Genomic DNA, 15,123 nt, shown 5'->3' on the forward strand with positions numbered 1-15,123 from the left:
GGCGCACGGCGAGGTGACGTGCATCGCACGGCGGCTCGGCGGGATGGTGCATGCTCAGATCACCTCCAGGGGGTCGAGCTGGATCCGCACGGCGTCCGGTTCCTTGCGGGCGGTGCGTTGCGCCTGGAGGCGGGCGAGCGCGACCGCGAGCGCCTTGCCGTCGCTGCGTGGCACCCGGATCAGCACGCGCTCGTGCTCTTCGTTCCCGGCTGCGCGTGGCACCTGGACGGGGACCGGGCCGAGGACCTCGGCCGAGGGCGGCAGCTGCACCTCGTCCACGACACGCGCCACCGCGTGTGGCGTCCCCTGCACCGACGCCATCCGCCGCGCAGGCGGGAAGCCGAGCTCGGCGCGCTCGGCCAGTTCTCGTTGCGCGTGCCCTGCCGGGTCCCAGCGGATCAACGCCTGCACGGTGCGCAAGGCGCTGTCGGCGCCCACGATCACTCGTCCGCCCTGCTCGGCGGGACGGACCATGGCCGCGGCGGCCATCCACCTGCGCAAGGTCTCCTCCGCCGCGCGGAGATCGGGGCGGCCGAGCAGCGCCCAGCCGTCGAGCAGCAGCGCCGCACCGTAGCCCCCTTCGACGACGGGTTCGGCGCCTGGGGTCGCCACCACGAGCTGAGGCCCGGGCGGTACCGACGCCAGCACCTCGTCTCCCCCTGACGTGCGGACCGTCGTGCCCGGGAAGGCGCGCCCAAGCTCCTCGGCCGTGCGTCCTGCTCCGACGACCTGGGCTCGCAACCGCGCCGATCCGCACGCGGCACAACGGAATCCCGGCTCCGGCGCCCCGCACCAGCGGCACGACGGCGGGCGGGCCTCGTCCGAGGACCCGGCGGGCAGGCTCAGCGGCCCCGCGCATCGGCGGCAGCGCGCCGGCGTGCGGCAGTGACCGCATGCCAGAGCCGGGACGTAGCCGCGCCGGGGAACCTGCACCAGCACCGGTGCCCCTGCGTCGAGCGCCGCGCGAGCGGCTTCGAAAGCCACGGCGGGCAGCCGTGCGGTGCGCGCGGCCGGATCCCGGGCCAGCTCGAAGTCGTCGCCGGTCCCGGACACCCGTGGTGCGTGGGCACGCACCACCTCACGCGATGCGACGACCTCGTGCGCCCAGCCACTGTCCACCAGCAGCTGCGCTTCCGCGGTCCGGGCGAACCCGCCGGCCACGAAGCTCGCCCCGGTCTGGTGCGCGCGGAGCACCAGCACGTCACGCACATGGGGATACGGGGCGCGAGGTTCGGCGTGCAGATCGTCGCCGTCGTCCCACACCACGAACAGCCCGGGCTGATGCAGTGGAGCGAACATCGCGGCCCGGGTCCCCACGACCACGTGCGCGGCCCCGCGGCGGGCGCGAAGCCATCGCCGATACCGCCGGGCGGGACCGAGGTCGGCCGACAGCGCCACGACGCCGTCCTCGGGCATCAGATCCAGGCACGCGGCGTGCAGGCGGGCGAGGTCCCGATGATCCGGGACGACGAGCAGAGCCGACCGTCCCGCCGCCGACACCGTTGCGGCCAGTTCGGCCAGGCGGCGCGGCCAGTCCTCGCCCGGCAGCGCCTGCCACACCGCGCGCGCCTTCACCCCGGAAGCCAGCGCCTTGACCAGGGCGGCTCCGCGCTCGTAGCGCCGCCATTCGGCGGGCACGCCGCGCGCGGGCGGCCGCTGTCCCGGCTCGGACGGCTCGGCCTCCACCCGGGCATGGCGTGGCGGCACCGCCAGGCGCAGCACGTCGGCCATCGTGCCCGCGTAGCGATCGGCCACCGCGCGGGCCATCGAGGCCAGATCCGGTGACAGCACCGGCTCCGGCGAGACCACGCGCTCGAGGTAGGCCAGCCTGCCGGGATGGTCGGTGGTCTCGACCCGGTCGAGCACGTAGCCCTGCACCAGCTGCCCGGCGAAACGCACCTTCACCCGGCAGCCCGGCGCGGCGTCGCCTGCGTGCTCCTGCCGCACCCGGTAGTCGAACGGCCGATCCAGGTGCGGCAGAGGCACGTCGACCAGCACCCGGGCGATCGGAAGCTGGTCGGCGGGACGGCGCTCGGTCACGCCGATCACGGTAATCGCTGCAGGCGACGACGAACGGCACCGGTCGACGGGCTGTGACCGTGCCCCCTGGTCACCGCCACAGCCCGACCCCCTTGCGACCAGCACCCGGTCCGGCTACGCGGCGACCGGCTGTTCCCAGTCGATGCGGTAGCCGTACACCCAGTCCTGCTTGGCTGCGGCCTTGGCGGCGAACTTCATGAACAGCGGCAGCAGCAGGCGGCCGATCGGGCCTGCCGCTTTCCCGTCACCGTTGCGCTTGCCCATGGCGACGATGCGCTCCACCCGCTTGCGCCGCAGGCCCTCGTACGCGGCGAGGGCCTGGCCCACCGGCAAGTCGCGCAGGCACTTGGCGAGCGTGAGGGCGTCCTCCAGGGCCATCGAGGCTCCCTGGCCGGATGCCGGTGACGTGGCGTGCGCCGCGTCACCGACGATGACCATCCCATCCCGGTGCCAGGTGGGCACCCGCGGGAAGTCGTAGGTGTTCCAGCCGGAGAAGATGTGGTCGGTGGCGTCGATGACACGCAGCGCCGGGAACTTGTCGTCGGCGAACAGCTCGTGCAGCCGTGCCCGCCACTGCTCCGGAGTGATCGCGGCGACCTCCTTCTGGGACAGCTCGCGCTTCTGCGGCGGGTTGGCGAACCACCAGATCTCGCCGTCCGGGCGCTTGACGTAGCTGAAGAAGCACCGTCGCCCGAAGAACATGTGCATCACACCGGGCTCGCCGGGCACGTCCACGCCACGCGCGTAGCCGCCGGCGTTCAGCAGCGGCACGTACCGCGGCTCGGGCGCCTCCGGGTCGATAATGCGCCTGGTGGCCGACCGGAGCCCGTCCGCCCCGACGAGCGCATCCCCCTCGGCGGTGCTGCCGTCCTCGAACCTTGCCACCACACCGGCGCCGGACGGCTCGGCGCCGACCAGCCGCTTGCCGTACTCGATCCGGATGCCGCGACGCACCGCTTCGTCGCGCAGGACCGTGTAGAGGTCGGCACGGGTGATCGTCTGGTTCACGGTGCCGTCCGGGAGCGGGTCGCCGAACCGGAACTCGGCGAGCCGCTTGTCGTCCATCTCCATCACCATCTTCGGCGTGTCGAAGCCGCGCCGACGGACCTGGTCCGAGATGCCGAGGGTGCGCAGGACGTCCATGCCGTTGACGGCCAGCGTCAAGAACGCGCCGACGCCGTCCGCCGTGCGGTCGTAAGCCTCGTAGACGGTCGCGTCGATCCCGGCCTGTTGCAGCGCCATGGCCGTCGCCGGCCCGGCCACCCCGCCGCCGACGATCATCACGTTCGTGACTTTGACTTTAGTCATGTTATGACTATACATAGCATGACTATTCATGTCATTCCCATATAGGGTGATGACGTGGCCAGCAACACCGACCGTCGTTCTCCCCTCGCCCTGGTGCTGCTCTCGCTGCTGGCGGAGGAGCCGATGCACCCGTACCGGATGCGGGAGATGATCAAGGCACGCGGCAAGGACCGGATCGCCAACGTCGCGGCGCGCAACAGCGTCTACCAAACGATCGACCGGCTGCACCGGGCAGGACTGATCACGATTCGCGAGACGGAGCAGGACGAACGCCGCCCGGAGCGCACGGTGTACGAACTCACCGACGCCGGTCGCGACACGCTGCGCCGGTGGACCCGGGCCATGCTGTCGGACGTGGCGCGCGAGTTCCCGGAGTTCCCGGCGGCGCTGGCGTCACTGATGGTGCTCAGCCCGGACGACGTGCTCGCTCAGCTGACGGCCAGGGCGGAAAAGCTCAAGGCGGAGATCGACGAGCGGAGCGCCGAACTCGCCGCGGTGGGTGACCTGCCGCGCCTGTTCACGCTCGACGACGAATACACCCTGACCATCAAGCGCGCGGAACTGCGATGGGTCGAGGGAGTCGTCGACGCTCTCCGGTCCGGCGAGCTGACCTGGTCCGAAGAGTGGATCAGGGAGATCGCCGCCAGGATGGAAGGGCAGGAGCACCGCGCGGGATGATCCCGGCCCGCGGACGCCGGTCAGGCCCCGGCGGCCGCCTTCAGCTCGTCCACCCGGTCGGTCCGCTCCCACGGCAGATCGAGGTCGGTGCGGCCGAAGTGGCCGTACGCGGCGGTCGGGGTGTAGATCGGCCGCAACAGGTCGAGGTCGCGGATGATGGCGCCCGGCCGCAGGTCGAACACCTCGGTGATGGCCTGCTGGATCTTGGCCGGGTCGACCGTCTCGGTGCCGAACGTCTCCACGAACAACCCGACCGGTGCCGCCTTCCCGATCGCGTAGGCCACTTGCACCTCGATCCGGCCGGCCAGGCCCGCGGCCACCACGTTCTTGGCCACCCAGCGCATGGCGTACGCGGCCGAACGGTCCACCTTCGACGGGTCCTTGCCGGAGAATGCGCCGCCGCCGTGGCGGGCCATGCCTCCGTAGGTGTCCACGATGATCTTGCGGCCGGTCAGGCCTGCGTCGCCCATCGGGCCGCCGATGACGAACCGGCCGGTCGGGTTGACCAGCAGCCGGAAGTCGGAGGTGTCGATCGGCAGGTCCTCGATCTCCGGGCCGATCACGTGCTCGCGCACGTCGACGCCGAGCATCTTGTCCAGGTCGATGCCCTCGGCGTGCTGGGTGGACACCACCACGGTGTCCAGTCGCACGGCCTGGTCCCCCGCGTACTCGATCGTCACCTGGGTCTTGCCGTCCGGACGCAAGTACGGCAGCACGCCGGTCTTGCGCACCGTCGCCAGCCGCCGGGCCAGCCGGTGGGCCAGCGCGATCGGCAGCGGCATGAGCTCCGGGGTGTCGCTGCACGCGTAGCCGAACATCAAGCCTTGGTCCCCGGCGCCCTGCCGGTCCAGCTCGTCGCCGCGGGCGTCGGCGCCGACGCGCGCCTCGTACGCCTCGTCGACACCCTGGGCGATGTCCGGCGACTGCGAACCGATCGCGACGTTCACACCGCACGAATTGCCGTCGAAGCCCTTCGCCGACGAGTCGTAGCCGATGTCGAGGATGGTGTCCCGCACGATCGTCGGGATGTCGGCGTAGGCCTCGGTGGTCACCTCGCCCGCGACGTGCACCTGGCCGGTGGTGATCAGCGTCTCCACCGCCACGCGGGACCGCGGGTCCTTCTCCAGCAGCGCGTCCAGGATCGCGTCACTGATGGCATCACAGATCTTGTCCGGATGCCCTTCCGTCACCGATTCCGAGGTGAACAGCCTGTTCTGCGATCCGGTCACGACACTTACCTTCCGTTGTGATGCGGCCGCTGCGATCGGCGCGCACGGCTTGCCACAAAGCCTACTTCGGAACGCCTGAATACCCGGTACCCACCGGTCACTATCCACTCAAGCGCCGGCGACGGCGGCTACCGCGTCCCACACTGCGGCCGCCAGTTGCGATTTCGATCCGAACGGGATGGGTGTTTCAGTCCCGTTCGCCGCCAGCAGCCACCCGGCGTTGTGCTCGACCTCGAACGCCTGCCCGTCGCCGACGGCGTTGACCACCAGCAGGTCGCTTCCCTTGCGGCGCAGTTTGGCGCGAGCGTGTTCCAGCACGTCGGCGCTCTCGTCCCCGGTCTCGGCCGCGAAGCCGACGATGACCTGTTCCGGTCTGCGCTGCGCGACCAGCTCGGCCAGCACGTCCGGATTGGTCTCCAGCTCGATCGGCGCCGGCCGGTCGCCGGTCTTCTTGATCTTGTGCTGGGTGAACCTGGCGGGACGGAAGTCGGCCACCGCGGCGGCCATCACCACCACGTCGGCCTCTTTCGCCGCTTCCAGCATCGCCTCGCGCATCTCCAGCGCCGTCGACACCGAGACCAGATCGACCCCGGCAGGCGTGGGCAACGTCACGGTGTGACCGGCCACCAGCGTGACCTTCGCGCCGCGCGCGGCCGCCACCCGCGCCAGCGCGTAGCCCTGTTTGCCGGACGAACGATTGCCCAGGTAGCGCACCGGGTCCAGCGGCTCCCTGGTGCCCCCGGCCGAGACGACCACGGACAGCCCTTCGAGATCGCGGCGCAGCGCATCCGCGTCGGCCAGCAGCAGCTTGGCCAGATCCACGATCTCCGCCGGATGGGCCAGGCGGCCCTTGCCGGTGTCGGGACCGGTGAGCCTGCCGGTGTCCGGGTCCGGGACGACCACCCCGCGCCGCCGCAGCGTCGCCACGTTCTCCTGGGTCGCCGGATGCTCCCACATCTCGGTGTGCATCGCGGGGAAGAAGATCGTGGGACACCGCGCGGTCAGCAGCGTGCCGGTGAGCAGGTCGTCCGCCACGCCGTGCGCGGCCTTGGCCAGCAGATCCGCCGTCGCGGGCGCGACCAGCACCAGGTCGGCCTCCTGGCCGATGCGCACGTGCTCGACCGAGGGGACGTTGGAGAACACGTCGGTGTGCACCGGCTGACCGGACAGCGCCTCCCACGTGGCGGCGCCGACGAACCGCAACGCGGCCGCGGTCGGCACGACCCGCACGCGGTGGCCCGACTCGGTGAGCCCGCGCAGCACCTCGCACACCTTGTAGGCGGCAATCCCGCCGCCCACGCCGAGCACGACGCTCGGCTTCCGGTCGGTCATCGCCGGACCTTTCGTGCGGCGGGGCCGTTACTCGCCCTCGGTGTGCTCGAGCAGACCGGCGTGGATCTCCCGCAGCGCGATCGACAGCGGCTTCTCCCGCGGGCCCGGCTCGACCAGCGGACCGACGTACTCCAGCAGGCCCTCGCCGAGTTGGGCGTAGTAGTCGTTGATCTGCCGCGCCCGCTTGGCCGCGTAGATGACCAGGGCGTACTTCGAGCTGACCTTCTCCAGCAGGTCGTCGATCGGCGGGTTGATGATGCCCTCGAGCTTCTCGCCCGTCGTTTCCTGCGTGGTGGTGGTCACTCGCTTCGTCTCCTTGCCTGTACCGGCCGGCGAATCGGACATGCGCCCGGACAGCGTCATCCCCGCCATGCCTCACTCACGGTCTGCAACAACCAAGGTTAGCAACTCGCGGGCGGCACGCTGCACGTCGGCATTGACTACGCACGCGTCGAACTCGCCTGCGGCGGCCAGTTCCCGCTTGGCGGCCTCCAGCCGTGCCGCCACGGCGGCGTCCTCCTCCGTGCCTCGCCCGGTCAACCGGTCGACCAGTTCCTCCCACGACGGTGGGACCAGCATCACCAGCTGGCAGTCGGGCATGGCGGCGCGCACCTGGCGGGCGCCCTGCAGCTCGATCTCCAGCACCGCGGGTCTGCCGGACTCCAGCGCCTCGATCACCGGTGCGCGCGGCGTGCCGTAGAAATTGCCCGCGTACTCGGCGTGCTCGAGCAGCTCGCCGTTGGCGACCATCTTTGCGAACGTCTCCCGGTCGACGAAGTGGTAGTGATCCCCGTCGACCTCGCCCTCCCGCGGCGGGCGGGTGGTCACCGAGACGCTGAAGTAGATCTCCGGCGCCAGCTCACGCAGCACCGCCATGACGCTGGACTTGCCGACCCCGGACGGACCGGAGACGACAGTGAGCCGGCGCCGGGCCGGGCGGCCCGACACCGGCTCACCGGTGCGCTTCACTCCCCGCTGAACTCGGCGAGCAGAGCCTTGCGCTGCCGCTCACCGAGCCCGCGCAGCCGACGGCTGGCGGCGATCTCCAGCTTCTCCATGGTCGCCTGGGCGCGCACCTTGCCCACGCCCGGCAGCGCCTCGAGCAGCGCAGAGACCTTCATCTTGCCGAGAACCTCGTCCGTCTCGGCCTGCTTGAGCACGTCGGCCAGAGTGGTGCCACCTCGCTTCAGCCGCTCCTTGAGCTCCGCCCGGGCCCGGCGAGCCGCAGCAGCCTTCTCCAAGGCAGCGGCGCGCTGTTCCTCGGTCAGCTGGGGAAGTGCCACGATGTCCTCCGATTTGCTTACGGTCGCTTCGTCGCCGCGACGTTACCTACCTGCGACCGACCACCTCAACGCGGGGTCTGCATCGGGTGACCGCTGCCAGACGTGCTGGTCGGTGGCCGTCGCGGATCGGGGTCTATCCCAACATAAAAACCCCGGCCTGCCAATGACCGGGTGATCGTCGGAGACGACGGATGAATCACGTCACGCCGGCGGCCACGCGACGCAGGGCAGCGCGCAGCTCGTCCGGGTCCGGACCGTGCCGCAGGATGTCCCGCGCGGACGCCGGAAGCACCACGTTCCGGCCGCCAGAAGCGCCGTGGACGGCGTTGGCGAGGTTCCCAGGGCTGGCACCGAACAACCGCCGCAAATCGTCCGCTGTGGCGCCCTGAGCGCCGAATCCGGGGGCGAGCACCGGACCGTTCAGCCTGCCGATGTCGACGTCCAGCTCCGGCAGCGTGGCGCCGATCACCAGGCCGACGTCGCCGAGCGGCGCGCGCCCGGCGTTCAGCTCCGCCGCCGCGTCGACGATTTCCTGCGCCACCTGCCGTTGCAGCTGGTGCCCCTCCGGATTGGACGTCCTGGCCAGCACGAACAGCCCGCGGCCGGTTTCCGCGGCCAGCTCCACCGCGGGCCGCAGCGCCCCGAATCCCAGATACGGCGAGACGGTGATCGCGTCGGCCGCGAGCGGCGCCTTGTCGGAGAGGTAGGCGCGCGCGTAGGCGGCCATGGTCGAGCCGATGTCTCCGCGCTTGACGTCCAGCAGGACCAGCGCCCCGGCGGCGCGCAGGCCGTCGATCAGTCGCTCGAGCACCGCGATGCCCGCGGCACCGTAGCTTTCGAAGAACGCCGACTGCGGCTTGACCACCGCCGCTTCCGGCCCGAACACGTCCACACAGGTCTGGGCGAACCGGGCCAGCCCGAACGGGTCGTCCGGCAGGCCCCAGGACCGCAGCAGCTCCGGATGCGGGTCCACGCCCACGCACAGCGGCCCGCGCCGCCGGATCGCGGCCAGCAGCCGCTCACCGAACCTCGTACCCGCACTCATGACCGCTCCGCCCGCAACGCCGCCTGCAACTCCTGCAACGACCGCACACCGATGTCACCGCGGATGGCCGCCTCGATGCCGTGCACGGCCGCCGCCAGGCCCTGGATGGTGGTGACGCACGGGATGTCCCTGGACACCGCCGCGGTGCGGATCTCGTAGCCGTCGATGCGCGGCCCGCTGTTGCCGTACGGGGTGTTGATCACCATGTCCACCGCGCCGTCGAGGATCATCTCGACGATGTTCGGCTCGCCGTCGCCGGCGCTCTCGTAGTGCTTGCGCACCACGGTGCACGGGACGCCGTTGCGGCGCAGCACGGCCGCCGTGCCCGCGGTGGCCAGCACCTCGAAGCCGAGGTCGGCCAGCCGTTTCACCGGGAAGATCATCGCGCGCTTGTCCCGGTTGGCCACCGACACGAACACCCGGCCGGACGTCGGCAGCGAGCCGTAGGCGCCCGCCTGGGACTTGGCGAAGGCCATCCCGAACGACGAGTCGACGCCCATCACCTCGCCGGTGGACTTCATCTCCGGCCCGAGCAGCGAGTCGACGCCCTGGCCTTCCGGGGTGCGGAACCGGTGGAACGGCAGCACCGCCTCCTTCACCGACACCGGAGCCTCCGGCGGGAGCGTGCCGCCGTCGCCATGGGCCGGGAGCACACCGCTTTCCCGCAGCTGCTTGATGGACTGCCCCATCATCAGCAGCGCGCACGCCTTGGCCAGCGGGACACCGGTGGCCTTGGAGACGAACGGCGCCGTCCGTGACGCGCGCGGGTTGGCCTCCAGCACGTACAGCACGTCGTCCTTGAGGGCGTACTGCACGTTGAGCAGCCCGCGCACGCCGACCCCGCGGGCGATGGCCTCGGTGGACGCCCGGACCTTCTCCAGGTCGGTGACACCGAGCGTGATCGGCGGCAGTGCGCAGGACGAGTCGCCGCTGTGCACACCGGCTTCCTCGATGTGCTCCATCACGCCGCCGAGGTAGAGCTCTTCGCCGTCGAACAGCGCGTCCACGTCGATCTCGATGGCGTCGTCGAGGAAGTTGTCCACCAGCACCGGGTGCTCCGGCGTGACCTCGGTGGCGCGCTCGATGTAGCTGGCCAGGTGCTGCTCGTCGTAGACGATCTCCATGCCACGGCCGCCCAGCACGTAGGACGGGCGGACCAGCACCGGGTAGCCGATCTCGTCCGCGATGCGCTTGGCGCCTTCGAACGACGTGGCGGTGCCGTACTTCGGCGCGGGCAGCCCGGCGGCCCGCAGCACCTCGCCGAACGAGCCCCGGTCCTCGGCGAGGTGGATCGCCTCCGGCGGGGTGCCGACGATCGGCACCCCCGCGTCGGCCAGCCGTTGTGCGAGCTTGAGCGGCGTCTGCCCGCCCAGCTGGACGATCACCCCGGCGACTGTGCCGCTCTGCTGCTCGGCGTGCACGACCTCCAGCACGTCCTCGAACGTCAGCGGCTCGAAGTACAGCCGGTCCGAGGTGTCGTAGTCGGTGGAGACCGTCTCCGGGTTGCAGTTGATCATCACGGCCTCGTAGCCGGCGTCCCGCAACGCCAGCGCGGCGTGCACGCACGAGTAGTCGAACTCGATGCCCTGGCCGATCCGGTTCGGCCCACTGCCCAGGATGATCACCTTGGGCCGCTCGCGCTGCTCGGCGACCTCGGACTCGGCGGCCGGGTCGAGCTCGTAGGCGCTGTAGTGGTACGGCGTCCGCGCGGCGAATTCCGCGGCGCAGGTGTCGACCGTCTTGAACACCGGCCGCACCCCCAGCCTGTGCCGCAGTGCACGCACGCCGTCCTCCCCGGCCAGTTCCGGCCGCAGCGCGGCGATCTGCTGGTCGGAGATGCCGTAGCGCTTCGCCCGCCGCAGCAGCGGCTCGTCCAGCACCGGCGCGTCCACGATCTGCTTGCGCAGCTCCACAAGCGACTGGATCTGGTCGACGAACCACGGGTCGATCCCGGACGCCTCGGCCACCTGCTGCACGGTGCCGCCGAGCCGCAGCGCCCGCTCCACCGCATACAGCCTTCCGTCGCGCGGGGTGCGCAGTTCCTCCAGCGTCGACTCCAGCGTGGCGCCTGCCGGATCCGGCTGCGTCCAGAAGCCCGCCGCCTTGGTCTCCAGCGACCGCAGGGCCTTGCCGAGCGCTTCGGTGAAGCTCCGGCCGAGCGCCATCGCCTCGCCGACCGACTTCATCGTGGTGGTCAGCGTCGGGTCGGCACCGGGGAACTTCTCGAACGCGAACCGCGGCACCTTGACCACGACGTAGTCCAGCGTCGGCTCGAACGACGCGGGCGTCTCCCCGGTGATGTCGTTGCGGATCTCGTCCAGCGTGTAGCCGATGGCCAGCTTCGCGGCGATCTTGGCGATCGGGAAACCGGTGGCCTTGGAGGCCAGCGCAGACGACCGGGACACCCGCGGGTTCATCTCGATGACGACCATGCGGCCGGTCCGCGGGTGCACCGCGAACTGGATGTTGCAGCCGCCGGTGTCCACCCCGACCGCACGGATCACCTTGATCCCGACGTCGCGCATGTGCTGGTACTCGCGGTCGGTCAAGGTCATCGCGGGCGCCACGGTGACCGAGTCGCCGGTGTGCACGCCCATCGGGTCGACGTTCTCGATCGAGCAGACCACGACCACGTTGTCGTGCTTGTCGCGCATCAGCTCGAGCTCGTATTCCTTCCAGCCGAGGACGCTCTCCTCGATCAGCACCTCGGTGACCGGCGACTCCTCCAGGCCGATGGCGGCCATCCGCTCCAGGTCCTCCTCGGTGTGCGCCATGCCGGAGCCGAGGCCGCCCATGGTGAACGACGGCCGGATGACCACCGGAAGGCCGAGCTCGGCGACAGTCTGGCGGACCTCGTCCATGGAGTGACACACCCGGCTGCGCGGCACGTCGGCGCCGATGGAGCGGACGATGTCCTTGAACTTCTGCCGGTCCTCGCCGCGCTGGATGGCGTCGATGTTGGCGCCGATGAGCTCGACGCCGTAGGCGTCCAGCACGCCCCGCTCGTGCAGCGCGACGGCGGCGTTCAGCGCCGTCTGCCCGCCCAGCGTGGCCAGCAGCGCGTCCGGGCGCTCCCGTTCGATGACCTTCTCCAGGAACTCGGGCGTGACCGGCTCGATGTAGGTGGCGTCGGCGAACTCGGGGTCGGTCATGATCGTCGCCGGGTTGGAGTTGACCAGGCTCACCCGCAGCCCTTCGGCGCGCAGCACCCGGCAGGCCTGCGTCCCGGAGTAGTCGAACTCGGCGGCCTGACCGATGACGATCGGGCCGGAGCCGACCACCAGGACATGCTCGATGTCGTCGCGCTTAGGCACCCTTGGCCTCCATCACAGCCACGAACTGGTCGAACAACGGCGCCGCGTCATGGGGTCCGGCCGCCGCCTCTGGGTGGTACTGCACGCTGAACGCGGGCACGTCCAGCGCGCGCACACCTTCCACACACCCGTCGTTCGGGCAGTAGTGGCTGACTTCGGCCGCGCCGAAGTCGGTGTCGAAGCGCTCGCCGGGTTCGCCTTCCAGCGCGAAACCGTGGTTCTGTGCGGTGATCGCCACGGTGCCGGTGCGCACGTCGATCACCGGGATGTTGATGCCGCGGTGCCCGTAGCGCAGCTTGTAGGTGGACATGCCCAGCGCGCGGCCCAGGATCTGATTGCCGAAGCAGATGCCGAACAACGGCACCTCGTGGCGCAGCACCTGCCTGGTCACCTCGGTGGCGTGATCCATCGTCGCCGGGTCGCCCGGCCCGTTGGACAAGAAGACCCCGTCCGGCTCCATGGCCAGCAGCTCCTCGGCGGACGTGGACGCCGGGAGCACGTGCACCTCGATCCCCCGCTCGGCCATCATTCGCGGCGTGTTGGACTTGATGCCGAGGTCGAGCGCGGCCACTCGGAACCGCCGTTCACCGTGCGCAGGCACCACGTAGGGTTCGGCGGTGGTGACGTGCTTGGCCAGGTCCGCACCGGCCATCGGCGGCGAAGCCAGCACCTGCTCCAGCATCTCCTGCTCGGGCGGCAAAGTCTCACCGGAGAACACGCCCGCTCGCATCGCGCCGCGCTCTCGCAGGTGCCGGGTCAGCGACCGGGTGTCCACCCCGGCGATGCCGACCACGCCCTGCCGGTCCAGCTCGTCCGCCAGGGTGCGGGTGGCACGCCAGTTCGACGGGATGCGCGCGGGATCGCGCACCACGTAGCCGGCCACCCAGATGCGTGCCGACTCGTCGTCCTCGTCGTTCCACCCCGTGTTGCCGATGTGCGGCGCGGTCTGCACCACGATCTGGCGGTAGTACGAAGGGTCGGTCAGCGTCTCCTGATACCCGGTCATGCCGGTGCAGAACACCGCCTCGCCCAGCGCCGTCCCACGCGCGCCGAAGGGCTCGCCGCGGAAGATGCGGCCGTCTTCCAACACCAGCGCGGCCGAGGGGGTCACGGTGCCGTTCATGCCGCACCTTTCATGCTCGTCCACTCGGGATATGCGTCCATGTCGTCGCCACGGAAGCCGGTGTCCAGCAGCGCATCACCGAGCCGCCAGGTGATCACCAGCAGACCGTCGATGCCCATCACCTTGCCCGCCATCCTGCGTGCGGTGCCGACCTCGGTGATCGCCGAAGCCGGGATGAAGAAGCTGCGCGCACCGTGCCGCTCGACCACGACGCCGCTGTCGTGCCGCCGCAGGGTGGCCGGGCCGCGCATCCCCACCCCACGGGCGACGATGCGGTCCTGCCATCGGCCGTGCGGCGTGGTCGCCACGTACACGCCGTCCATCGCCGCCAGCTCCGGCCCGAGATCTTCCGGGACGTCCGGGAAAGGCGGGTACAGCACACTCTGTTCGCGAGCCTTGCGCCGCCAGCCGAGCCACATCGCCCAGACCCCGAGCAGGAAGACCGCGAGCACCAGCAGCGTGAGCAGAAAACGTTCCACTAGCGAACCTTCCCATCCAACTGGGTGATTCGCCCACGCAACATGGTCGCCGTCACGACGCCGGGGAGCGTCATCCCCTCGTACGGGGTGTTCGCGGCGATGCTGGCCAGCTCGTCGCCGTGCACCGTCCACTCCCGGTCCGGGTCGACCAACGCCAGCGTCGCGGGCTCACCCACGGCCACCGGCCTGCCCTGGTCGGCCAGCCGCCCGATTTCCGCGGGCCGCTCGCTCATCACCCGCGCGACGTCGCGCCAGGACAGCAGGCCGGGGCGGACCATGGTCTGCACGACGACCGACAGCGCGGTCTGCAGGCCGAGCATGCCCGGGCGGGCGGCTTGCCACTCCACGTCCTTGTCCTGCGGGGCGTGCGGGGCGTGGTCGGTGGCCACGCAGTCGACGATGCCCTCGGCCAGTGCCTGGCGCAGGGCCGCGGTGTCCGGCTCGGTGCGCAGCGGCGGGTTCACCTTGTTCACCGGGTCGTAGCTGGTCAGCCGCTCGTCGGTGAGCAGCAGGTGATGCGGGGTCACCTCGGCGGAGACCTGGGTGCCGCGCTCCTTCGCCCAGCGCAGGACGTCGACCGTCCCCTTGGTGGAGACGTGGCAGATGTGCAAGCGGGCGCCGACGTGCTGCGCCAGGATGCAGTCGCGGGCGACGATCGCTTCTTCAGCGGCCGCGGGCCAGCCGGCGAGCCCGAGTCGCGCCGCCAGCTCACCTTCGTGCGCCTGCGCCCCGACGGTCAGGCGGGGTTCTTCCGCGTGCTGCGCGATCACCGCATCCAGCGCCCGGGAGTACTCGAGCGCGCGGCGCATGATCAGCGGGTCGTGCACGCAGAAACCGTCGTCGGAGAACATCCGCACCCGGGCCCGGGAGGAGGCCATGGTGCCGAGCTCGGCGAGCTGTTCGCCCTCCAGCCCGACGGTCACCGCACCGACCGGGTACACGTCGACCAGCCCGACGGACTCGCCGATCCGGCGGACGTGCTCGACGACGACGGCGTTGTCCGCAACCGGGTCGGTGTTGGCCATCGCGAACACCGCCGTGTACCCGCCGAGAGCGGCGGCCGCGCTGCCGGTGGCGATCGTCTCGGCGTCTTCCCGCCCGGGTTCCCGCAGGTGGGTGTGCAGGTCGACGAAACCGGGCAGCAGCACCTGGCCGCCCGCTTCGATCACTTCCGCGCCGTCCGGTGGCGTGATCTTCGGCTCGATCGCGGCGATCACCCCGTCCGACACCAGCACGTCCACCGGGTCGCCCTCGCCGTAGGGCCGGGCGCCGCTGATCACAACGTCGGTCAT

Annotated in this window: 13 protein-coding genes; 1 reads left to right on the forward strand and 12 read right to left on the reverse strand. The window is 70.9% G+C overall.

Annotation, left to right across the window (positions count from 1 at the left end; genetic code table 11):
* Positions 1-54: 54 nt before the first annotated feature.
* Together YWY_RS0101370 and YWY_RS0101375 are read right to left on the reverse strand one after the other, a co-directional pair.
* Positions 55-2,040, reverse strand: coding sequence for a primosomal protein N' (locus YWY_RS0101370; protein ID WP_245566513.1), 1,986 nt, complete (start codon positions 2,038-2,040; stop codon positions 55-57).
* 114 nt (positions 2,041-2,154) lie between these two features.
* A complete protein-coding gene (locus YWY_RS0101375) occupies positions 2,155-3,348 on the reverse strand; it encodes an FAD-dependent oxidoreductase (RefSeq protein WP_028846161.1) in 1,194 nt (397 codons plus the stop codon).
* Between the two features lie 54 nt (positions 3,349-3,402).
* On the opposite strand from YWY_RS0101375, the gene YWY_RS0101380 reads away from it, so the two are divergent.
* The gene (locus YWY_RS0101380; protein WP_028846162.1) at positions 3,403-4,026 is read left to right on the forward strand and encodes a PadR family transcriptional regulator; all 624 of its coding nucleotides are present in this window, start codon (positions 3,403-3,405) and stop codon (positions 4,024-4,026) included.
* A 20-nt stretch (positions 4,027-4,046) separates the two neighbouring features.
* Here the strand turns inward: YWY_RS0101380 and metK are convergent, their stop codons facing one another.
* From metK to YWY_RS0101430, 10 genes are all read right to left on the reverse strand, one after another.
* The gene (gene metK, locus YWY_RS0101385) at positions 4,047-5,255 is read right to left on the reverse strand and encodes a methionine adenosyltransferase (RefSeq protein ID WP_028846163.1); all 1,209 of its coding nucleotides are present in this window, start codon (positions 5,253-5,255) and stop codon (positions 4,047-4,049) included.
* Between the two features lie 108 nt (positions 5,256-5,363).
* Positions 5,364-6,587: a bifunctional phosphopantothenoylcysteine decarboxylase/phosphopantothenate--cysteine ligase CoaBC gene (gene coaBC, locus YWY_RS0101390; protein ID WP_028846164.1), complete on the reverse strand. Its 1,224-nt coding sequence runs from the start codon at positions 6,585-6,587 to the stop codon at positions 5,364-5,366.
* Between the two features lie 27 nt (positions 6,588-6,614).
* Positions 6,615-6,890: a DNA-directed RNA polymerase subunit omega gene (gene rpoZ, locus YWY_RS0101395; protein ID WP_028846165.1), complete on the reverse strand. Its 276-nt coding sequence runs from the start codon at positions 6,888-6,890 to the stop codon at positions 6,615-6,617.
* Between the two features lie 72 nt (positions 6,891-6,962).
* Positions 6,963-7,535, reverse strand: a complete 573-nt coding sequence (gene gmk, locus YWY_RS0101400; protein ID WP_342665083.1) for a guanylate kinase — start codon at positions 7,533-7,535, stop codon at positions 6,963-6,965.
* A 17-nt stretch (positions 7,536-7,552) separates the two neighbouring features.
* A complete protein-coding gene (gene mihF, locus YWY_RS0101405; RefSeq protein ID WP_028846167.1) occupies positions 7,553-7,870 on the reverse strand; it encodes an integration host factor, actinobacterial type in 318 nt (105 codons plus the stop codon).
* Between the two features lie 196 nt (positions 7,871-8,066).
* Positions 8,067-8,915 carry an orotidine-5'-phosphate decarboxylase gene (gene pyrF, locus YWY_RS0101410; RefSeq protein ID WP_028846168.1) on the reverse strand — a complete coding sequence of 283 codons (849 nt, stop codon included), beginning with the start codon at positions 8,913-8,915 and terminating at the stop codon, positions 8,067-8,069.
* Positions 8,912-12,229, reverse strand: coding sequence for a carbamoyl-phosphate synthase large subunit (gene carB / locus YWY_RS0101415; RefSeq protein WP_028846169.1), 3,318 nt, complete (start codon positions 12,227-12,229; stop codon positions 8,912-8,914). The genes pyrF and carB overlap by 4 nt, the downstream gene beginning before the upstream one ends.
* A complete protein-coding gene (carA, locus tag YWY_RS0101420; RefSeq protein ID WP_028846170.1) occupies positions 12,222-13,352 on the reverse strand; it encodes a glutamine-hydrolyzing carbamoyl-phosphate synthase small subunit in 1,131 nt (376 codons plus the stop codon). Before carA ends, carB begins: the two co-directional genes overlap by 8 nt.
* Positions 13,349-13,831: a PH-like domain-containing protein gene (locus YWY_RS0101425; protein WP_028846171.1), complete on the reverse strand. Its 483-nt coding sequence runs from the start codon at positions 13,829-13,831 to the stop codon at positions 13,349-13,351. The genes carA and YWY_RS0101425 overlap by 4 nt, the downstream gene beginning before the upstream one ends.
* Complete coding sequence (locus YWY_RS0101430) at positions 13,831-15,123, reverse strand: dihydroorotase (protein WP_028846172.1); 1,293 nt, start codon at positions 15,121-15,123, stop codon at positions 13,831-13,833. Before YWY_RS0101430 ends, YWY_RS0101425 begins: the two co-directional genes overlap by 1 nt.

This window comes from Thermocrispum agreste DSM 44070 (assembly GCF_000427905.1).
In the GTDB taxonomy this organism is placed as follows: domain Bacteria; phylum Actinomycetota; class Actinomycetes; order Mycobacteriales; family Pseudonocardiaceae; genus Thermocrispum; species Thermocrispum agreste.